This is a genomic window from Nesterenkonia lutea (assembly GCF_014873955.1).
Lineage (GTDB): Bacteria > Actinomycetota > Actinomycetes > Actinomycetales > Micrococcaceae > Nesterenkonia > Nesterenkonia lutea.
In genome coordinates this window covers 1,487,752-1,507,520 of sequence record NZ_JADBED010000001.1, presented here as the reverse complement: position 1 = coordinate 1,507,520, position 19,769 = coordinate 1,487,752, and the positions used below count along the sequence as shown (strand labels likewise).

At 68.5% G+C, this 19,769-nt stretch carries 17 protein-coding genes, 4 tRNA genes and 1 riboswitch; of the genes, 16 read left to right on the top strand and 5 right to left on the bottom strand.

Translation table 11 applies throughout. The features are described 5' to 3' along the window. Positions 1–15 precede the first annotated feature (15 nt). The 3 genes from H4W27_RS06850 (at position 16) to nrdR (ending at position 5,101) form a co-directional block, all read left to right on the top strand. Complete coding sequence (locus tag H4W27_RS06850; protein ID WP_318782390.1) at positions 16–963, top strand: RluA family pseudouridine synthase; 948 nt, start codon at positions 16–18, stop codon at positions 961–963. Positions 964–965: 2 nt separating this feature from the next. Beyond that, positions 966–4,502, top strand: coding sequence for a DNA polymerase III subunit alpha (dnaE, locus tag H4W27_RS06845; protein ID WP_192595265.1), 3,537 nt, complete (start codon positions 966–968; stop codon positions 4,500–4,502). A 95-nt stretch (positions 4,503–4,597) separates the two neighbouring features. Further along, positions 4,598–5,101 (top strand): transcriptional regulator NrdR, encoded by a 504-nt coding sequence (gene nrdR / locus H4W27_RS06840; RefSeq protein ID WP_192595264.1) that lies wholly within the window; start codon positions 4,598–4,600, stop codon positions 5,099–5,101. An 85-nt stretch (positions 5,102–5,186) separates the two neighbouring features. Here the strand turns inward: nrdR and rpe are convergent, their stop codons facing one another. From rpe to H4W27_RS06815, 5 genes are all read right to left on the bottom strand, one after another. Then, entirely contained in the window at positions 5,187–5,840 is a 654-nt protein-coding gene (gene rpe, locus H4W27_RS06835) for a ribulose-phosphate 3-epimerase (RefSeq protein WP_192595263.1), read from the bottom strand. A 36-nt stretch (positions 5,841–5,876) separates the two neighbouring features. Beyond that, positions 5,877–7,469 carry an RsmB/NOP family class I SAM-dependent RNA methyltransferase gene (locus H4W27_RS06830; protein ID WP_192595262.1) on the bottom strand — a complete coding sequence of 531 codons (1,593 nt, stop codon included), beginning with the start codon at positions 7,467–7,469 and terminating at the stop codon, positions 5,877–5,879. Further along, complete coding sequence (locus H4W27_RS06825; RefSeq protein ID WP_192595261.1) at positions 7,466–8,599, bottom strand: methionyl-tRNA formyltransferase; 1,134 nt, start codon at positions 8,597–8,599, stop codon at positions 7,466–7,468. Before H4W27_RS06825 ends, H4W27_RS06830 begins: the two co-directional genes overlap by 4 nt. Before the next feature lie 14 nt (positions 8,600–8,613). After that, positions 8,614–9,204 (bottom strand): peptide deformylase, encoded by a 591-nt coding sequence (def, locus tag H4W27_RS06820; protein ID WP_192595260.1) that lies wholly within the window; start codon positions 9,202–9,204, stop codon positions 8,614–8,616. A gap of 83 nt (positions 9,205–9,287) precedes the next feature. Next, entirely contained in the window at positions 9,288–10,178 is an 891-nt protein-coding gene (locus H4W27_RS06815) for a PD-(D/E)XK nuclease family protein (protein ID WP_192595259.1), read from the bottom strand. Positions 10,179–10,340: 162 nt separating this feature from the next. Between H4W27_RS06815 and H4W27_RS06810 the strand changes: the two genes are divergently transcribed. From H4W27_RS06810 to H4W27_RS06750, 13 genes are all read left to right on the top strand, one after another. After that, positions 10,341–10,414: transfer RNA gene (locus tag H4W27_RS06810), tRNA-Gly, on the top strand. A gap of 117 nt (positions 10,415–10,531) precedes the next feature. Then, positions 10,532–10,602, top strand: a tRNA-Cys gene (locus H4W27_RS06805). 83 nt (positions 10,603–10,685) lie between these two features. Continuing rightward, a tRNA-Val gene (locus tag H4W27_RS06800) sits at positions 10,686–10,757 on the top strand. 53 nt (positions 10,758–10,810) lie between these two features. Further along, positions 10,811–10,884: transfer RNA gene (locus H4W27_RS06795), tRNA-Gly, on the top strand. A gap of 184 nt (positions 10,885–11,068) precedes the next feature. Further along, positions 11,069–11,212, top strand: a riboswitch (FMN riboswitch). 117 nt (positions 11,213–11,329) lie between these two features. Next, positions 11,330–12,406 (top strand): bifunctional diaminohydroxyphosphoribosylaminopyrimidine deaminase/5-amino-6-(5-phosphoribosylamino)uracil reductase RibD, encoded by a 1,077-nt coding sequence (gene ribD / locus H4W27_RS06790; RefSeq protein ID WP_192595258.1) that lies wholly within the window; start codon positions 11,330–11,332, stop codon positions 12,404–12,406. Beyond that, positions 12,388–14,364: a 3,4-dihydroxy-2-butanone-4-phosphate synthase gene (gene ribB / locus H4W27_RS06785; RefSeq protein WP_192595257.1), complete on the top strand. Its 1,977-nt coding sequence runs from the start codon at positions 12,388–12,390 to the stop codon at positions 14,362–14,364. The genes ribD and ribB overlap by 19 nt, the downstream gene beginning before the upstream one ends. 46 nt (positions 14,365–14,410) lie before the next feature. Continuing rightward, complete coding sequence (gene ribH / locus H4W27_RS06780; protein WP_192595256.1) at positions 14,411–14,911, top strand: 6,7-dimethyl-8-ribityllumazine synthase; 501 nt, start codon at positions 14,411–14,413, stop codon at positions 14,909–14,911. A gap of 14 nt (positions 14,912–14,925) precedes the next feature. Continuing rightward, on the top strand, positions 14,926–15,189 hold the full coding sequence (locus tag H4W27_RS06775; protein ID WP_192595255.1) for a phosphoribosyl-ATP diphosphatase: 264 nt from the start codon (positions 14,926–14,928) through the stop codon (positions 15,187–15,189). A 59-nt stretch (positions 15,190–15,248) separates the two neighbouring features. Continuing rightward, positions 15,249–16,100, top strand: a complete 852-nt coding sequence (gene hisG / locus H4W27_RS06770) for an ATP phosphoribosyltransferase (protein ID WP_192595254.1) — start codon at positions 15,249–15,251, stop codon at positions 16,098–16,100. Between the two features lie 14 nt (positions 16,101–16,114). Then, positions 16,115–16,879: an imidazole glycerol phosphate synthase subunit HisF gene (gene hisF / locus H4W27_RS06765; RefSeq protein WP_192595253.1), complete on the top strand. Its 765-nt coding sequence runs from the start codon at positions 16,115–16,117 to the stop codon at positions 16,877–16,879. Between the two features lie 7 nt (positions 16,880–16,886). Then, the gene (hisI, locus tag H4W27_RS06760; RefSeq protein WP_192595252.1) at positions 16,887–17,258 is read left to right on the top strand and encodes a phosphoribosyl-AMP cyclohydrolase; all 372 of its coding nucleotides are present in this window, start codon (positions 16,887–16,889) and stop codon (positions 17,256–17,258) included. Further along, entirely contained in the window at positions 17,251–18,846 is a 1,596-nt protein-coding gene (locus H4W27_RS06755; protein WP_192595251.1) for an anthranilate synthase component I, read from the top strand. The genes hisI and H4W27_RS06755 overlap by 8 nt, the downstream gene beginning before the upstream one ends. Beyond that, positions 18,843–19,592, top strand: a complete 750-nt coding sequence (locus H4W27_RS06750) for a Trp biosynthesis-associated membrane protein (protein WP_192595250.1) — start codon at positions 18,843–18,845, stop codon at positions 19,590–19,592. Before H4W27_RS06755 ends, H4W27_RS06750 begins: the two co-directional genes overlap by 4 nt. Positions 19,593–19,769: the final 177 nt, after the last annotated feature.

The following is a 19,769-nucleotide window of genomic DNA, read 5'->3' as shown; positions in this document are numbered from 1 at the left end:
GAGATCCGCCAGGAGATCGATCGGGAGATCGAAGTCCCGGCGGAGCTGGACGGGGCCCGTGCAGACGCGGTGCTGGCCGCCGTGTTGGAGGCCTCTCGGAGCGAGACCACGCAGTGGCTGCAGGCCGGGCAGGTGACCTGGGCGCAGGACCGCACGCAGGGCCGGGCCGCCGGACGGCCCGTGAAGAAGTCAGACAGGCTTCACGGGGGGGCGCGGCTCGCCGTCCTCGTCCCCGAGTCGCAGGACCCGCTCCAGCTGAGGATAGAAGCCGTGGAAGACATGACCCTGCTGCATCAGGACGCTGAGATCGTCCTCGTCGACAAGCCGGTCGGAGTGGCGGCGCACCCCTCACCCGGGTGGACCGGTCCCACCGTGATCGGCGGACTGCTCGCCGCCGGGGTGGAGATCTCCACCTCCGGCGCCCAGGAGCGCAGAGGCATCGTGCACCGCCTCGACGTCGGCACCTCCGGAGTGATGGTCGTGGCGAAGACCGAACGCGCCTACACCGCCCTGAAGGACGCCTTCCGCCAGCGCAGCACCAAGAAGAGCTACCACGCGCTGGTCCAGGGACTGCCGGATCCCGTGGACGGCACCGTCGACGCTCCGATCGGTCGCCACCCGGGACATGACTGGCGGTTCGCCGTGCTCGAAGGGGGCCGCGAGTCCCGCACGCACTACAAGCTGCTGGAGGCATACGGTCGGGCCAGCCTGATGGACGTGACGCTCGAGACCGGTCGCACGCACCAGATCAGAGTGCACTTCTCCGCCCTCGGCCACCCCTGCGCCGGCGACCTCACCTACGGAGCAGATCCGGAGCTCGCCGCGGAGCTGGGTCTGACCCGGCAGTGGCTGCACGCGGTCGAGCTCGGTTTCCATCACCCCGGAACCGGAGAGTGGGTCAGCCACCGCTCCGACTATCCTGCTGACCTTGCCCAGGCCCTCACACTCTTGGAGAACGGCTGACCATGGCTGCCACCGGCGATTTCGTCCATCTGCACAACCACACCGAATACTCGATGCTCGACGGCGCCGCGAAGATCGGGGAGCTCTTCGAGGAGACGCAGAACCTCGGCATGCCCGCCGTCGCCACCACCGACCACGGATTCCTGTTCGGCGCCTACGAATTCTGGAAGACCGCACAGAACTACGACGTCAAGCCGATCATCGGGCTCGAGGCCTATCTGTCCCCCGGAACCCACCGCTCCGACCGCACCCGGGTGAAATGGGGCGACGGGGTCATCGGGGAGAAGGACGTCTCGGGCGGCGGCGCCTATACGCACATGACGATGTGGGCCGAGAACACCGCTGGCATGCACAACCTCTTCCGGATGGGATCGCTGGCCTCCCTGGAGGGCTATTTCTACAAGCCCCGCATGGACCGCGAGCTGCTGCAGACCTACGGCAAAGGCATCATCGCCACCACAGGCTGTCCCTCAGGCGAGATCCAGACCCGACTGCACCTGGGTCAGTACGAGGAGGCGAAGAAGGCGGCGGGGGAGTACCAGGATCTCTTCGGCCGGGAGAACTTCTACTGCGAGCTCATGGACCACGGCCTGGACATCGAGCGCAAGGTCAAGCAGGACCTGATCAAGCTCGCCCGCGAGCTGAACATGCCGATGGTCGCGACCAATGACCTGCACTACACCCACCAGCATGACCACAAGGCCCACGGGGCGCTGCTGTGCGTGCAGTCCAACTCCACCCTGGATGACCCCAACCGGTTCAAGTTCGGCTCCGAGGAGTTCTACCTCAAATCGGCCGCGGAGATGCGTGATCTCTTCCGCGACTTCCCGGAGGCCTGCGACAACACTCTGGCCATCGCCGAGCGCTGCCAGGTCGAGTTCAACGAATCCGCCTCCTACATGCCCCGCTTCCCGGTGCCCGAGGGTGAGTCCGAGGAGTCCTGGTTCATCCAGGAGGTCGAAAAGGGCCTGCACTACCGGTTCCCGCAGGGCATCCCGGACGAAGTCCGCAAGCAGGCCGAGTATGAGATCGGCGTCATCACCCAGATGGGCTTCCCCGGCTACTTCCTGGTCGTGGCCGACTTCATCACCTGGGCCAAGGAGCAGGGCATCAGGGTCGGGCCGGGCCGAGGATCAGGGCCCGGCTCGATGGTCGCCTTCGCGATGCGCATCACGGATCTGAACCCGCTGCAGCACGGGCTGATCTTCGAGCGCTTCCTCAACCCCGACCGTGTGTCCATGCCCGACTTCGACGTCGACTTCGACGATCGACGTCGCTCCGAGGTCATCCAGTATGTGGTGAACAAATACGGTGACGAACGCGTCGCCATGATCGTCACCTACGGCACGATCAAGTCCAAGCAGGCGCTGAAGGACTCGGCACGTGTGATGGGCGAGCCCTTCTCCACCGGAGACCAGCTGACCAAGAAGATGCCGCCGGACGCCATGGGCAAGCCCATGCCGCTGGGGGACATCTATGAGTCGAAGTCGGCGCGGTACTCCGAGGCCGCCGAGATGCGCGAGTTCCTCGACTCTGATCCGAGGATGAAGGAGATCTTCAATCTCGCCTCAGGCCTCGAGGGCCTCAAGCGGCAGTACGGAGTGCACGCGGCCGGGGTCATCATGTCCAGTGATCCGCTGATCGACATCATTCCGATCATGAAGCGCGAGCAGGACGGCGCGATCATCACGCAGTTCGACTATCCGATCTGCGAGAACCTCGGCCTGATCAAGATGGACTTCCTCGGGCTGCGCAACCTCACGATCATCTCCGACGCCCTGGAGAACATCCAGCTCAACAAGGGCATCGAGGTGGACCTCGAGAACCTGGAGCTGACCGACCGAGCAGCCTATGACCTGCTTGCGCGCGGGGACACCCTGGGAGTCTTCCAGCTCGACGGCGGCGGCATGCGCTCGCTGCTGCGGCTGATGCGCCCGGACAACTTCGAGGACATCTCTGCGGCTCTGGCGCTCTACCGACCAGGCCCGATGGGTGCGAACTCGCACACCAACTACGCGCTGCGCAAGAACGGGCACCAGGACGTCAGTCCGATCCATCCGGAGCTGGAGGAGCCGCTGCGCGAGATCCTCGGCACCACCCACGGGCTGATCGTGTACCAGGAGCAGGTCATGGCCATCGCGCAGAAGGTGGCGGGCTATTCCCTGGGCCAGGCCGACATCCTGCGCCGCGCGATGGGCAAGAAGAAGAAGTCCGAGCTGGACAAGCAGTATGTGAACTTCTCTGGTGGCATGGAGGAGCACGGGTACTCGGCTGCGGCGATCAAGGCGCTGTGGGATGTCCTGCTGCCCTTCTCCGACTACGCCTTCAACAAGGCGCACACCGCCGCCTACGGGCTCATCGCCTACTGGACCGCCTATCTCAAGGCCAACTATCCCGCCGAGTACCTGGCCGCCCTGCTGACCTCGGTGGGTGAGAACCGCGACAAGCTCGCGCTCTACCTCTCCGAGTGTCGACGCATGGGTGTCACGGTGACCTCACCGAGCATCAACGAATCCGCGCTGACCTTCACCCCGGTCGGCGATGACACGATCCGCTTCGGCATGGGCGCGGTGCGCAATGTGGGCTCCAACGTGGTGGCCGGCATGGTCTCGGCCCGTGAGGAGAAGGGCGCCTATGAGACCTTCGCCGACTTCCTGAAGAAGGTCCCGATGCAGGTGTGCAATAAGCGCACCATCGAGTCGCTGATCAAGGCCGGGGGATTCGACGAGCTCGGTCACACCCGGCGGGCGCTGGTGACCATCCACGAGCAGGCCATCGATCAGGCGATCTCGGAGAAGAAGGGCTCCCAGGCCTACGAGACCGACCTCTTCGGCAGCGCCGACATGGAGCTGGGGGACTCGCTCTCGGTCAGCGTGCCCGATCTGCCGGAGTGGGAGAAGATGGACAAGCTCTCCTTCGAGCGCGAGATGCTCGGCCTCTATGTCTCCGACCATCCGCTGCAGGGGCTGGAGCGGGTCCTGGCGCACCACGCCGACCGGTCCATCTCCTCGGTGATGGGGGAGGACGGACCCGCCGACGGCGCGGGCATCACCATCGCCGGGATGATCACCTCCCTGCAGCGACGTGTCGCGAAATCCTCGGGCAACCCCTATGCGCGGGCCGAGATCGAGGACATGGCCGGCACCATCGAGGTCATGTTCTTCGGCAAGACCTACCAGGCGGTCTCCATGATCCTTGCTGAGGACCTCGTGGTCTCTGTGAAGGGACAGATCGATCGGCGAGAAGACGGCAGCGTGACGCTCAAGGCCATGGACGTGGTCGTCCCGGAGATCAACGAGGACGGCGCCGCCGGTCCCGTGGTGGTGTCCGTGCCCTCCCAGCGCGCCTCCGAGCGGCTGGTCACCGAGCTGGGCAGGACGTTGAAGGCACACCGCGGAACCAGTGACGTCCACGTGCGGCTGCTCTCCGGGGACCGGATAGAGGTCATGCGGCTCGGACATGAATATCAGGTCAGTCCCTCACCCGCGCTGTTCGGAGACCTCAAGGTCCTGCTGGGTCCGGGATGTCTCGAGCCGTGACAGCTCCTGAGGCTTGGTCGCCCGGGGCCTCACAGCCACAACATCTTGTGGTCCAGGATTTGAGGTGCACTATATGTAGTGAGTAGACTCGCCGCATGTACTGCCCCTACTGCCGCCATGACTCATCCCGGGTCGTCGATTCGCGCATGCTGGACGACGGCTCCGGCATTCGTCGCCGCCGCCAATGTCCGCAGTGCTCCAAACGCTTCACCACGATGGAGACCACCAGTCTCAACGTGATCAAGCGATCCGGCGCCGCCGAGCCCTTCGACCGCTCCAAGGTCATCAACGGCGTGCGCAAGGCCTGTCAGGGCCGACCCGTCTCCAATGACGATCTCGCAGTGCTCGCTCAGGAGGTGGAGGAGGCCATCCGCGCCGCCGGCAATGCCGAGGTGGACGCCAACGACGTCGGTCTCGCAATCCTCGGCCCGCTGCGGCGACTCGACGTGGTGGCGTATATGCGCTTCGCCTCGGTGTACCGCGGCTTCGAGTCGCTGCAGGACTTCGAGAACGCGATATCTGAGCTCCGCCGCGAGGAGCTGCACGGACCTTCAAGTTCAGGTGCAACCGTGGTGCAGCCGAGATTCGGATTCCGCTAGACTCAGTGGTGTACCGGCGGTGCTCTCTTCTGGGGAAGGTTGAGAGCACCGCCGGTTTTCTCGTCCCTGGGTGGGGCCCGGCTGTTCAGCCGGCCAGAGCGCGCAGCTCGGCGATGGCCGCTTCCGGATCTGCGGCCGAGTAGACGGCTGAGCCGGCCACGAACGTGTCCGCGCCCGCCTCGGCGGCCCGGGCGATGGTCTCCGCGCTGATCCCTCCGTCCACCTGCAGGGCGATCTCTCCGCCCAGATCATCGACCGCCGCACGCGCGCGGCGGATCTTCGGCAGGATGAGGTCGAGGAAGCTCTGCCCGCCGAAGCCCGGCTCCACCGTCATCAGCAGCAGCATGTCGAGCTCTCCGAGCATGTCCAGGTAGGGCTCGATGGGCGTGGCGGGCTTCAGCGCCATGGCCGACCTCGCGCCCTGGGCGCGAAGTTCTCGGGCCAGCCGGATGGGGGCCTGCGCGGCCTCGGCATGGAAGGTCACCGACTCACAGCCCAGCTCGGCGTACTGCGGGGCCCAGACGTCCGGATCCTCGATCATCAGGTGCACGTCTATGGGGAGCTCGGTGGCCGCGCGCAGGGACTTCACCACGGGCAGGCCGATGGTCAGGTTGGGCACGAAATGGTTGTCCATGACATCGACATGCACGGCGTCGGCGGTGCGGATGCGGCCGAGTTCTCGCTGGAGGTTGGCGAAGTCGGCGTTGAGGATGCTGGGGTGGATGCAGGGGCGGCTCACGAGTCGATCCTACCGGCCCTGCAGCCCCACCAGCCCTCAGCTGGCCTGGAGCGGGCGTTGGAGCAGCGCGAAGAACATCGCGTCGGTGCCGTGCACGTGCGGCCACAGCTGGACGCAGCGCCGCGCCGTCTCGGTGCCCGCCTGCTCATCACCCCCTGCCAGGAGCTCCCGACCTGCCGGCAGGGCCGCGGCCCGCATCGGCTCATGGGCGTCGAGCAGCTGCAGCTCAGGGTGCCGTCGAAGCAGGTCCTCGACCTGGATGACCGTCTCGGCGACATGGGGGGAGCAGGTGACGTAGGCCAGCAGGCCTCCCGGAGCCAGCGCTCCGACGGCGGCGTCGAGCAGCTCCTGCTGGAGCGCGGTGAGCCCCGAGAGGTCCCCGGGGGTCCGGCGCCATCGGGCCTCGGGTCGCCGGCGCAGCGCGCCGAGACCGGTGCACGGGGCATCGATCAGAATGCGATGGAACCCCTGGTCACCAGCCTCCTCGCCGATGGTGCGTCCGTCTCCGGTGCGCACGGTCCAGACCTCGGGCGAGACCGCGGACAGTGCCCTGGTCACCAGTTCGGCCCGGTGGGGGGCCGGCTCATTGGCCAGCACGGTCGCCTCGCGCTGTGCGGCGAGGGCCGCCAGCAGTGCGGCCTTGCCTCCCGGACCGGCACAGAGGTCCAGCCAGCGCTCCGGCTGAGGGGACCCGACGGCTGCTGTGGCGAGCTCCGCTCCGGCCAGAGCCCGGGTGACCCATTGTGACCCGATGTCCTGGACCCTGAGCTGGCCCTCCCGGGTGCCCGCCAGACGGGCGATGTCCCCGCCGCGGAAGATGGCTGCCCCTTCCAGGGCGGAGGACACCGTGGCGCCGGCCTCGGCGGCGCTGCCCAGATGCTGACCTGACTCCTCGGCCACCCCCGGCAGCTCCACCAGGTGCACTTCGGGGGCGGCGTTGTCTGCACGCAGCAGGGCTTCCAGCTGCTGGCCGCGGCCGTGGAGCCGAAGCGACTGGCGCAGCGCACGCACCACCCAGGCCGGGTGCGCATGGGTCAGCGCGAGCGCGTCGTCGCCGCTGAGCTGTCCCTCCTCCGCGAGCCGCTCGGTCCACTCACCCAGCGGCCTGGCGCTGACCTTGCGCAGGACCGCATTGACCAGCCCGCTGGGGCCTGCGCCGATCTCACTGCGCACCAGAGCGACGGTCTCGTCCACTGCCGCATGGGTCTCCACGCGCATGTTCAGCAGCTGGTGGGCGCCCAGACGCAGCGCGTCGAGCACGGGGGCGTCCAGCTCGGCGAGCGGGCGGTCCACGCAGGCGCTGAGGATCGCGTCGTAGGTGCCGGTGCCTCGCAGCGTGCCATAGGTCAGCTCCGTGGCGAAGGCGGCATCGCGCTTGTCCAGACGCTGCCGACGGATCTCCGCGGGCAGCGTCAGGTTGGCGTAGGCATCGTCCCGGCTGACCGCCCTGAGCACGGTGAAGGCCGTGAGTCGGGCCGGATCGGCACGGCGCTTGCGCTGCGCAGGAGCTGACGCGCTGAAGCCGCGGGAGGTGCCCGGCCTGTCCGTCCGGGCGCCGCGGTTGCGTTCACGTCCCTTCTCGTTCCTCCGACTGCGGGGCTGGCCGTGGTCTGGGCCGCTGTGGCTCATGCGTTCTGCTCTTCCGTGGGGGTGGAGGATTCGATCCTGGGGTTCTGCGCCGAGGTGTCCTGGCTCTGCTCCGGGTCGCCCGGTCCAACCGGTCCCAGCCGCACCGGGCCGTGCAGCCCGCGGTGCCAGTCGGCGGCGCTGAGCATGTTCTTGCCGGCAGGCTGCACCCCGGAGAGCACCACGGCTTCGCCGTCTCCGGCCCGGAATGCAACGACGTCCGGCTGTCCCGGATGTTCTGCGGGAAGCCGCAGCACCTCGCCGGTGGTGGCGTCGGCCAGTGCGGCAGCGGCTGCCTCGGCGGAGGCGGGTTCGGTCGGAGTCCGGTGCAGCCGCGCGACGCCGAGCTTGATCCGCTGGTCCGCGTTGAGCGTCCAGGCTCCAGGCTCGGGGATGGTGGCGTTAATGCGGCGGACCAGATCCGCGGCGCGTCCGCGGGGATCGACGAAGGCATCTTCGCGGGTCAGCTTGGGCGCGAAGCTGGGCGAACCCTGCTGCGGGCGGGGCACCGAGCTGCCGTCGAGGAGCCTGGGCAGCAGCACTGTGAGCAGCTCGGCGCCGAGACGCGTGAGCTCCTCGAGCACGGTCCCCGCCGAGGTGGCCTCGCGGATCTCGTAGCTGCACGCTCCATGGACGGGGCCGGTGTCCATGCCGCGCTCGAGCTGGAAGACCGTGGCCGCCGTCGCCGTCTCCCCGGCGAGCAGCGCGTGCGGCACGGGCGCGGCGCCGCGGTAGGCCGGCAGGTTCGAATAGTGGAGGTTGACCCAGCCCCGGGCGGGGACCTGCAGCGCCGCCTCTGGGAGCAGTGCCCCATAGGCGACGACCACGCCCAGATCGGCCTCGACGCGGCGCAGCTCCGCGGTCACGGCAGAGTCCACGGAGTCGGCCTTGATGACCGGGATGCCGGCGGCCTCGGCCGCCTGCGCGACGGGGGAGGGGGTCAGCCGGCGCCGTCGTCCCACGGGGGCGTCTGGTCGGGTGAGCACCGCTGCGACCTGGGCGCCGTCCTCCAGGAGTGAGCGCAGACAGGTCGCGGCGATCTCAGGCGTGCCGGCGAAGATCAGTCGTCCCTGCCCCGGAGCGCGCGTCTCGGCGCGCGCCGCGGCCAGGGACTCGGCGGTGAACTGCTGCATGGTGGCGGGGCCTTTCAGGAGGCGAAGAAGCTGCTGCTGGGACGCCGGGCGACCTGCGTCTGACTGATCGCCCGACCATACTCGGGAGAGCGCAGCGCGCGGGCGGCGGCGTGCTTCTCCGCACCGGTCAGGCGGTCCACGAAGAGGCGTCCGTCGAGGTGGTCGATCTCATGCTGGAAGCAGGCTGCCAGCAGTCCCGAGGCCTCGATCTCGATCGGTGAACCCTCCTGGTCGGTGCCGCGCAGCAGCACCTGCTGCCAGCGGATCACCGGGGCGTAGATGTCCGCCACGGAGAGGCAGCCCTCGCGCAGCAGGTTCTCACCCTCCGCCGGGCCATGATCGGGCACGCGAGCAGTGAAGCTGGGCTTGCCGATCGGCTGCAGCTCAGGATTGACCACGGCCCCGCGCACCCCGGCGACGTCATAGGTGAACAGGCGCCGGCCTACGCCGATCTGGGGGGCGGCCAGTCCGATGCCCCCGACCGCATCCATGGTCTCGAACATGTTCGCGAGGAGTTCACGCGTGCCGGGGTCAGAGGTCGCCGCATCGGTGGCCGGTGTGCGCAGCACGGGATCGCCGATCATGCGGATGCTCAGGACAGTCATGGACCTATTCTTTCATCGTCTTCCCTCGTCGTCCGACCCGTGGACAGACCTTCGAGTCGCACTGTCGGGCATGACGCGTTCGCTCAGTCTGCGGCAGATCCCGGCGAGGTCGAGGGCGTCAGCGGTGCCACCGTCGCCGGCGGCGGGGCGATCGGGCGCAGGGCGAGCCCGGCCGTGGCCGTGGTCCGGCTGTGCTCCCACACCTGTCGCAGCGCCCAGAACTTGTGCCAGTGCGCCTTCAGGATCGTCGGGTTCGCCTGCGCCGCCACCACCTCCGCCTCGGAGACGGCCACGCCCAGCAGCAGCGGGGCCTCGCCGTAGGGCCACGCGGTCCACTCTCCGGAGGCAGCGTCGACCAGCATCTCCTCACCCTGCATGCCGGCGACCAGCTGCATCACCACAGACTCGTTCAAGGGCTTCGAGCGTCCGTCCCGGGTGAGCCCCTTCGTCTTGAAGTCGATGATGCAGGTGCGTCCGCCGATCTCGGCCACCAGGTCCAGAGTGCCCGCGTAGCCCAGGGAGTGGTTCCAGACGGTCACCTCTGCGGCCAGCGGCGTGACCCCGTAGAGCTCCCACCATTCGTCGAACCGGTCGGCGAACTTCGACTCCGCGTGCTCACTCAGGACCTCCCGCGCCGCCGCGGCGGTGTCACGCAGCCCCAGGGAGCGCAGCGCCACCTGCTCGGCGTAGTGGTGCACGCGATCACCGCGTGCGGCGGCCGCGTCGCGGAAGCGCTCTGCGGCAGAGGAGGCCTGGCGGGCCAGACGTCTGAGCTCGGGGGCTGAGCCGATCGCACCGGCCAGACGCTGGTCATTGACCAGTTCGGAGGTGGCCATATGCCCGGCCCACCCGGTCATGTCCTTGTGCTCCTGGGAGATCACCGTCGTGATCGAAGGCACCTCGGGGGAGCCGCCGATCGAACGCGAATACATGCGGCCATGGTCTGTGGCGTGCGCGAGGCTCGGCTGTGTCATCGACATCAGTCTGCCACCTGCGGCTGACATGCACCGCCGCCACCACCGCCGCTGGAAGCACCGCCGCGATCGCAGCAGCGACTCGATTGGACGAGCGGTGGAGACCTGCGCTATCGTTTCAAGTCGTTGAAACGCCACAGAAAATGCGGCTGGGACAACACTGCGGATGTAGCTCAGCTGGCTAGAGCATCACCTTGCCATGGTGAGGGTCGCGAGTTCGAATCTCGTCATCCGCTCGCAGATGTGGGGGAGACCCCGTGACGATCAGCACGATCACTGCACTGGTGACAGGGCCATTCGGCCCGGCCGCCGGATGTCAGCTCGGAACGGTGTACTGTTCTTGGGATGGCTACGGTGGGGTGGCCGAGTGGCGAGGCAGCGGCCTGCAAAGCCGTTAACGCGGGTTCGATTCCCGTCCCCACCTCGCAGCTTCGCTCGCACGCTGGGCGGCGCAGCACAGATGGAACACAGCAACACATGCAGGTCATAGTTGAATACGCCTGACAGGCGCGATTAGCGCAGCGGTAGCGCGCTTCCCTGACACGGAAGAGGTCACTGGTTCGATCCCAGTATCGCGCACTGAGCACAGGAGATGAGGCCGCCGATACGGCGGCGGAACATCCTGGGCTCATGCGGATGTAGCTCAGCTGGCTAGAGCATCACCTTGCCATGGTGAGGGTCGCGAGTTCGAATCTCGTCATCCGCTCGTATGTGGTCGCCCGACAGGGGGACAGAAGCACTGGTCGCCCGGCAGGCGACAGAAGGGCCCGAGACCTCCTGGTCTCGGGCCCTTCTTCATGCGCCGAGGCGCCTGTTCCGCGGCGCAGGCCGCCTCAGCTGGCGCGGCGAGCAGGTCGGCCCGGCGGATGTGGCACACTTGGTGCTACACAATTCGTGCTCCGGGATCGGTGAAAGTCCGAACCGGCGGTCACAGTCCGCGACCCGGGTCAGGCGCAGCTCAGCTGCGCAGGACTCGGCTGAACCGGTGGAATTCCGGTACCGACAGTCACAGTCTGGATGGGAGAAGCACGAGAGTCCGCGCCCTGCGGCCTGCGCGACCCGCGCAGGGAGGCAGGCGGCGGTCTCGTCCGACGCCTCACCGCGTCGGCTCCCCCCGGAGTGCTCCGACACGCTGGGGAAGGAGAAGGCCGTTGCTTCACGAGTCACCGATGGCCCAGGCCCTCGATGCGGCGCTCCTCGGTGTGCGCGGAGCAAATCCGCTGGTCGGAGCAGTCCTGGTCTCTGCCGAGGGCGAGGTGCTCGCTCAGGGGCACCACCGGGGCGCCGGCACCTTCCACGCTGAGCGCGATGCGCTGGCCACCTTCTTCCGGGACCACCCTGAAGGCGCCGATCTCCGCGACGCGACCCTCTACTCCACCCTGGAACCCTGCAGACAGCAGGGCCGCCAGCCGGCCTGCACCCAGCTGATCATCGACTCCGGGGTCGGACACGTGGTCCACGGAGCCTCCGATCCCACGATCAACGGCGGCGGGGCAGCCGTGCTGGCCCGCGCCGGGATCGATGTGGTCTCCGGGGTGATGGCCGCACAGTGTGCCGCGCAGAACCACCGGTGGACCTGTGCCCAGCGGCAGAACCGACCCTTCGTCACAGCCCACCTCGCGCAGACTCTCGACGCGCGCATCGCGGCCGCAGATGGAACCAGCCAGTGGATCACCTCCGCGGCGTCCCGGGAACACACGCACCGGGTGCGCAGCCGGGCCGACGCGATCCTGGTGGGCACCAACACCGTCACAGTGGATGATCCCCGACTCAGCGCGCGCACACCAGACGGAGACCCCGCCGGGCGGCAGCCGCTGCGAGCAGTCATGGGCATGACACCGATCAGCCCGCGAGCCAGGCTCACCCAGGGCCTGCCCGAGGGGGAGGGCTGGCTGCAGCTGAGCACCCGCGATCCGCTCGAAGCCCTGCAGGAGCTCGGGAGGACCACCCACGGCGGCCACCCGATCAATCACGTCCTGGTCGAGGGTGGTCAGAGCGTGCTCTCGGCGTTCTTCGCCGCCGACCTCGTGGACGAGGTCTTTGCCTACCACGCGCCGCTGCTGCTGGGAGCTGGCCGGTCCAGCGTCGGTGACATCGGCGTGAGAACTCTCGACGAAGCGCCCCGCTTCGCCCTCGACCCCGCTGAGAACGGGCCGGTGCGGATCATGGACTCCGACGTCTGTGTGCACCTGCAGCCGAAAGGAGACACATGTTCACCGGAATCGTGACTGGGCTCGGAGAGGTCCTCGAACGTCGCTTCGAGCCGGCGAGGAGCGTGGAGCGGCTGAGCTTCCTCGCCCCCGGACACACGGAGGGACTGGCCCTGGGGGGCTCCATCGCGGTCAACGGGGCATGCGTCTCCGCGGTCGCCATCGACGGTGACCGGATCAGCGTGGAGCTGATCCCTGAGACGCTGCGGCGCACCGCACTCGGCCAGCTGGCCGTGGGCGATCGGCTCAACCTGGAGCGCTGCCTCCCCTCGGGCGCCCGGCTCGACGGGCATGTGGTGCAGGGACACGTCGACGGCATGGCGGAGCTCCTGGAGCGGGACCCGCAGGACGGACGCCACCGCTTCGGAGTCGGGACCGAGCTCGCCCCCTATATCGCGGAGAAGGGCTCGATCGCCGTCGACGGGGTGTCGCTGACCATCACCGCCGTGGCGGATCCCGCCTCCGCCCGGCCCTGGTTCGAGGTCGGACTCATCCCGGCCACCCTGGCAGACACCACGCTCGGTGGGATCGCCGTCGGCGGCCAGGTCAACATCGAAGTCGATGTGCTGGCGAAGTACACGCGTCGGATGCTGCAGTTCGACCAGCACCTCGCTGACGCCTCGGCCAGCACCGCGGCGCCGACCCCGGTGCCCAGCGTGCCCCAGCCCGCGACGCCCGCGCCGGTGCTGGACCCCATCGAGGTCGCACTCAACGAGCTCGCCGCGGGTCGGCCCGTCGTCGTCGTCGACGATGCTGATCGTGAGAATGAGGGCGACATCATCTTCCCGGCCGCGGTGGCCACCGAGGAGCTCATGGCGATGACCGTGCGCCACACCTCCGGGGTGGTCTGCGTGCCGATGACCCCGGAGCGGGCCGAGCACCTGCGGCTGCCTCCGATGGTCACGAACAACGAGGACCCCAAGGGCACCGCCTACACGATCAGCGCCGATGCCGCTTCAGGAGTGAGCACCGGGATCAGCGCCGCGGATCGGGCGCGCACCGTGCGAGTCATGGCGGACGCAGCCAGCTCCGCCGCCGATCTGAGCCGGCCGGGGCATGTCTTCCCGCTCATCGCCGACCCCGCCGGTGTGCTCGGTCGCCCTGGTCACACCGAGGCCGCCGTGGACCTGTGCCGGCTCGCCGGTCTGCCCGGAGTGGGGGTCATCGCCGAGGTGACCCACGACGACGGGCGGATGATGCGCCTGCCCGCGCTGCGGGAGTTCGCCGACACCCATCAGCTCGCCCTGATCTCCATCGCAGACCTCATCGCCTATCGCGGCGGCACCCCGAACGCGGGCTCCGCCATGGACTCCGTGGCGGCGAGCTGGGAGGCGCCCGCAGACGTGCTGTCCACACTGGTGGCTCCTGGACCCGTGGTCACCCTGCCCACAGATCATGGCGTCTTCGCCGCGCAGGTCTGGACCGAACACGCCACCGGGCATGAGCACATCCTCATCTCCGCACTCGCGGCAGCCCCCGGCGAGGGCAATGAGGACGACGCCCGCCCGCTGATCCGGATGCACTCTGAATGTGTGACCGGGGATGTGCTGGGATCGCGACGCTGCGACTGCGGCACCCAGCTGGCCTCGGCCCTGGAGTCCATCCAGCGCGACGGCGGGCACCTGCTCTACCTGCGCGGTCACGAGGGCCGCGGGATCGGGCTGGCGAACAAGATGCGCGCCTATAAGCTCCAGGAGCAGGGAGCCGACACGGTGGAGGCCAACGAGATGCTCGGCCTGGCCGCCGAGCTGCGTGACTTCACCGGTGCGGCGGCGATCCTGCACGCGGCTGGGATCAGACGCCTGCGACTGATGACGAACAATCCGGTCAAGGTGGAGACGCTGCGCCGCGCCGGACTGGACGTGGAGCTTGTCCCCTCCACCGGCGTGGTGCACGAGACCAACCTGCGCTACCTGCAGACCAAACGGGACCGGATGAACCACACCATGGATCATCTTCAGCTCCACGAGCAGTGAGCGTCCCAGCCCACCCTGAACACCTCAAGCGAAGGAGACCGCGCAGATGAGCGGCACAGGAACCCCCCAGATCCAGCAGGACGAGCTCGACGCGCTGCGCCGGACCGTCGAGCAGCAGCGGCTCAAGGTCGCCGTCGTGGCTTCACGTTGGCACCAGGAGGTCATGAACGGGCTGATCGCCGGTTCCCAACGCTTCTTCGAACAGGTCGGGGTCCGGGACGTGACTCTGCTCCGCGCCCCCGGATCCTTCGAGCTGCCGGTGATCGTCTCCCACGCCGCCGCGCGCTTCGACGTCGTCGTCGCCCTGGGGGTCGTCATCCGCGGAGGCACCCCGCACTTCGAGTATGTCTGCACGGCCGCGACCCAGGGGCTCTCGCAGGTGACGCTGAGCTCCGGGACCCCGGTCGGCTTCGGACTGCTCACCTGCGACGACGAGGCGCAGGCGCTGGATCGCGCCGGGCTTCAGGGCTCGAAGGAGGACAAGGGCTTCGAAGCGGCCCATGCCGCCCTCGCCGCAGCCGTGGAGATCGCCGCGCTGAACCGGTGAGATACCCTGGAGCGGTGAAAACCTTCGATCAGCTCTACGCCGAACTTGCCCAGAAGGCCGAGACCCGTCCGGAGGGCTCGGGCACCGTCGCCGCGCTTGATGCAGGCGTCCATCAGATCGGCAAGAAGGTCGTCGAGGAGGCCGCCGAGGTGTGGATGGCGGCCGAGTACCAGACCGATGCGGAGACTGCCGAAGAGATCTCCCAGCTGCTCTACCATCTGCAGGTCATGATGATCGCCAAGGGCATCGCTCCCGAGGACGTCTACAAGTACCTCTAGAACCTCACGGGCGAGTTCACCGACACCCCATCACCTGCACACGAAAAGACGAGATCCCTATGCTGCGCATTGCTGTTCCGAACAAGGGCGCCCTCTCTGAGGCCGCCATGGAGATGCTCTCCGAGGCTGGCTACGTCCAGCGCCGCGACCGGCGCGAACTGGTCATGCTCGATGAGGAGAACGGGGTGGAGTTCTTCTACCTTCGTCCCCGCGACATCGCCGTCTATGTCGGCGCCGGCACCCTCGACGTCGGCCTGACCGGCCGCGATCTCTTCCAGGACGCCCGGGTGGACCACGGCGCCGAAGAGGTGCTCGGACTGGGATTCGGCAGGTCCACCTTCCGGCTGGCCGGACCCGCCGGACGCTTCCACAGCGCCGCGGATCTCGCCGGCACCCGGGTGGCCACCAGCTATGACGGACTGCTGGCGCACTGGTTCGAGAACCAGGGCGTCCCCGACGTGGAGGTCGTCCACCTCGACGGCGCGGTGGAGACCTCCGTGCGGCTCGGCGTGGCCGATGCCATCGCCGACGTCGTGGAGACCGGCAACACGCTCAAGGCCGCCGGGATGGAGACCTTCGGGGAGCCCATCATGGAATCCGAGGCGATCCTGATCTCCGGTCGCGGTCAGCACCCGGAGGGCCTGGACCGGCTCATCCGCCGCCTGCAGGGCGTGCTCGTGGCAGCCCAGTACGTGATGATGGACTACGACGTGCACCGGGACCTGCTGCCGCAGGCCTCCGCGATCACCCCGGGTCTGGAATCACCGACCATCTCTCCGCTCGCGGACGAGAACTGGGTCGCGGTGCGCTCGATGGTGCCGTCGAAGAAGACCAACCAGCTGATGGACGAGCTCTACGAGCTCGGCGCCCGCGCGATTCTGGTCTCCTCCATCCACGCCTGCCGAATCTGATCGCGGGGCCGCCGATGACACTTGCAGTGCGAGTCATCCCCTGTCTCGACGTCGACGCCGGTCGCGTGGTCAAGGGGGTCAATTTCGAGAACCTGCGCGACGCCGGGGACCCGGTGGAGCTGGCGCACCGCTATAACCGGGCCGGCGCCGATGAACTGACGTTCCTCGACGTCACCGCCTCCTCAGGAGACCGGGAGACCACCTACGACGTGGTCACCCGGACCGCCGAAGAGGTCTTCATCCCGCTGACCGTGGGCGGGGGAGTGCGCTCGCCGGCCGATGTGGACCGGCTGCTGCGCACCGGGGCCGACAAGGTCTCGATCAACACGGCCGCGGTGTCCCGCCCCGAGGTGATCAACGAGATCGTAGGCCGGTTCGGGAACCAGGTCCTGGTGCTCTCCCTCGACGCCCGGCGCAGCGACGCCACCGAGTCCGGCTTCGAGGTCACCACCCACGGCGGCCGCACCGGGACCGGCATCGACGCCCTGGACTGGTGCCGCGAGGCCTCCCAGCGCGGCGTCGGCGAGATCCTGCTGAACTCCATCGACGCTGACGGGACCCGCGACGGCTTCGACACGGAGATGATCGCCGCGGTGCGCGCGGTGACGCGGGTTCCGCTGATCGCCTCCGGCGGCGCCGGAGTCCCGGCACACTTCCCGCCTGCGATCGCGGCCGGCGCCGACGCCGTGCTGGCGGCCTCCATGTTCCACTTCGGCCCGATCGACATGATCGACCAGGTCAAGGACGCCATACGATCTGCCGGTCACCCGGTGAGATGAGGAACGGATGAGCAGCACAGAAGCCACCGACCCGACAGCCCCGCTCTCGCCCGAGATCCGGGACGCTGTGCGCTTCAACGCGGACGGACTGATCCCGGTCATCACCCAGGATGCGGCGAGCAATGAGGTGCTGATGCTGGCCTGGATGAACTCCGAGGCCCTGGCCCTCACACTGGCGACCCGCCAGGGCGTGTACTTCTCCCGCTCGCGCCAGGAGCTGTGGCGCAAGGGAGCAACCTCCGGCAACGTGCAGCAGGTGGTCTCGATCGCGCTCGACTGCGACGGTGACACGGTGCTGCTGAAGGTGGACCAGACCGGCCCGGCCTGTCACACCGGCACCACCAGCTGCTTCACGGGACGGGAGATCGACCATGCATGATCTCGGCACAGTGGTCCCGGGCCGTGGTGAGTTCATCCGGCTCGCCCACGACCATCGCGTGATCCCGGTGACCATGACCCTGCTCGCCGATGCGCACACGCCGCTGAGCATCTATCGCGCACTGGCCGCCGATCAGCGCGGCGAGGCGCGTCCAGGCACCTTCCTGATGGAATCGGCCGCCCCGGGCGCCGCCTGGTCCCGGCACTCCTTCATCGGCGTCAGCTCCTCGGCCACGCTCAGCGAGAAGGACGGCGCGGCCCACTGGATGGGCACCCCGCCCAACGGCACCCCGCTGCACGGCACCACCGCGCAGGTGCTGCGCGACACACTCGAGTTCCTCGCCGGCACCGCCCGGGAGCCCGGCCGCTCCACCCGCGGCCGTCCCTTCATCGACGAGCTGCCGCATCTGACCTCGGGACTGGTCGGCTATGCGGGCTGGGACGTCATCCGCCACTGGGAGAAGCTGCCCCACCCGCCGGTGGACGATCTCCATGTGCCCGAGATGGCCATGAACCTCGTCTCTGACCTGGCGGTCCACGACAACCGGGACGGCACCGTGACCCTGGTGGCCAACGCCATCAACTTCGACGGTCTCGACACCGGAGCCGAGCGGGCTTACGCCGATGCTGTGGACCGGCTGCATGCGATGGCCGCGAAGCTCGCCGAGCCGGCGGCGCCCGTGGTCTCCACCGCGCAGCCCGACTGGGGCGCGGCGGTGGAGCGCGACCTGCAGGACCGTGTGGTCCACGCCTGGGACCAGAACGAGTATCTGGCCACCCTGTCCAGGGCCAAACAGGCCATAGTGGACGGAGAAGTGTTCCAGATCGTGGTCTCCCGACGCTTCGAGGTCGAGACCGACGTGGACGCGCTGGCGGTCTACCGGATGCTGCGGCTGCTCAATCCGAGCCCCTACATGTATCTGATGCACTTCGAGACGCCCACCGGGGAGCCGTACCAGCTGGTCGGCGCTTCCCCGGAGGCGCTGGTCACGGTGGAGGACACCACTGTGGTCACCCACCCCATCGCCGGCACCCGACCGCGCGGGGAGACCCCCCGTGAAGACGCCGAGCTCGCTGAGGACCTGCTGGCGGACCAGAAGGAGCGCGCTGAGCACATCATGCTGGTGGACCTCGCGCGCAATGACCTGGCCAAGGTCTGCGTGCCCGGATCTGTCCAGGTCACCCGTTTCATGGCCGTTGAACGCTTCAGCCATGTGATGCACCTGACCAGTCACGTCCAGGGAGAGCTCGCCAGCGAATACAGCGCCTATGACGTGCTGGCGGCGACCTTCCCGGCCGGTACGCTCTCCGGGGCGCCCAAGCCCAGGGCGCTGCAGCTGCTGGACGAGTGGGAGCCGACACGACGCGGCATCTACGGGGGAGTGGTGGGGTACTTCGACCTCTCCGGTCGCATGGACGCAGCCATCGCCATCCGTTCAGCGCTGCTCAAGGACGGACGCGCGTTCGTCCAGGCCGGCGGCGGGATCGTGGCGGACTCCGAGGACGACGCCGAGCGCCAAGAGACCGTCAACAAGGCTGCGGCGCCGCTGCGCGCGGTGCTGGCGGCCGACCGACTGGAGCACACATGAGTGAGACCACCCCGCACGAGGCCACGTCGGACGAGGGCCGCGGCTCCTCAGCATGGTCCACCCGGATCCGCAGGGCGCTGACCCGACGCACTGTGGTGTGGATGAGCCTCATCGGCGGCGCGCTTCTGCTGATCTCCTCCACGCTGCCCTGGGTGAGCGCCTCCGGTCTCGGCTCCACCTCCGCGGTGCAGGAGGTGGAGATCTCCGGCGCCGAGCTGGTCGAGACCGTCACGGCGATGGGTCTGGTCGGCCTCGCCGCCGGCCTGGCCGTCACCATCGCGAAGCTGCTCGGCCGGGTGCTCATCGGCTCGGTGCTCTTCGGCGCCTCGATCATCGCGCTGCTGGCCATCCGGGCAGTGCTCGCAGACCCGGCATCCGCCGCCGCCGCCGCGCTGGGAGAGATCACCGGGACCACCGCCCAGGCTCAGCAGTATGAGCTCTCCGCGGCGGTCTGGATGGGACTCCTCGGCGCGCTGCTGCTGCTGATCGCCGCGCTGGCCCTGCTGCTGGTCTCCCACCGCTGGCCCGACAGGCGGGCCCGGAAGTACCAGGTCTCCACAGACTCGGAGGATCCGCAGGGGCGGGCCTCCGGCGGCCAGGCCCCCCGGACCGGACCCGGGCCGGCCTCCACGAGCGGGGACGGTCCGCAGGGCTCCGACCGCAGCGCCGGGAGGCCGGATCCCGACGAGTTCGACCTCTGGGATGGCCTCTCCGAGGGCACTGATCCCACCGACCCGAACCGCTGAGCACCCGGAGGGACGCACGCTGCGCGCCTCCGGGCCGGCACCATCCTGCGCACGACATGCGCGCGGGCCTGCGCGCATGTCGTGCGAGGTCGTCGCCGGACGTCACCGACCGCAGCGCCTGACCATACATGGCAGAATGGTCAGCAGAGTCAATGAGCACCGCAGCACGTTCCAGAG

What these genes read in the sequence shown, in the direction of transcription:
- H4W27_RS06755 (WP_192595251.1), top strand. Translation starts at nt 17,251, where the DNA reads ATGCATGATCTCGGCACAGTGGTCCCGGGCCGTGGTGAGTTCATCCGG.
- H4W27_RS06750 (WP_192595250.1), top strand. Translation starts at nt 18,843, where the DNA reads ATGAGTGAGACCACCCCGCACGAGGCCACGTCGGACGAGGGCCGCGGC.
- H4W27_RS06825 (WP_192595261.1), bottom strand. Translation starts at nt 8,599, where the DNA reads ATGCAGCAGTTCACCGCCGAGTCCCTGGCCGCGGCGCGCGCCGAGACG.
- ribB (WP_192595257.1), top strand. Translation starts at nt 12,388, where the DNA reads ATGTTCACCGGAATCGTGACTGGGCTCGGAGAGGTCCTCGAACGTCGC.
- hisG (WP_192595254.1), top strand. Translation starts at nt 15,249, where the DNA reads ATGCTGCGCATTGCTGTTCCGAACAAGGGCGCCCTCTCTGAGGCCGCC.
- ribH (WP_192595256.1), top strand. Translation starts at nt 14,411, where the DNA reads ATGAGCGGCACAGGAACCCCCCAGATCCAGCAGGACGAGCTCGACGCG.
- hisI (WP_192595252.1), top strand. Translation starts at nt 16,887, where the DNA reads ATGAGCAGCACAGAAGCCACCGACCCGACAGCCCCGCTCTCGCCCGAG.
- hisF (WP_192595253.1), top strand. Translation starts at nt 16,115, where the DNA reads ATGACACTTGCAGTGCGAGTCATCCCCTGTCTCGACGTCGACGCCGGT.
- H4W27_RS06815 (WP_192595259.1), bottom strand. Translation starts at nt 10,178, where the DNA reads ATGACACAGCCGAGCCTCGCGCACGCCACAGACCATGGCCGCATGTAT.
- dnaE (WP_192595265.1), top strand. Translation starts at nt 966, where the DNA reads ATGGCTGCCACCGGCGATTTCGTCCATCTGCACAACCACACCGAATAC.
- nrdR (WP_192595264.1), top strand. Translation starts at nt 4,598, where the DNA reads ATGTACTGCCCCTACTGCCGCCATGACTCATCCCGGGTCGTCGATTCG.
- def (WP_192595260.1), bottom strand. Translation starts at nt 9,204, where the DNA reads ATGACTGTCCTGAGCATCCGCATGATCGGCGATCCCGTGCTGCGCACA.
- H4W27_RS06830 (WP_192595262.1), bottom strand. Translation starts at nt 7,469, where the DNA reads ATGAGCCACAGCGGCCCAGACCACGGCCAGCCCCGCAGTCGGAGGAAC.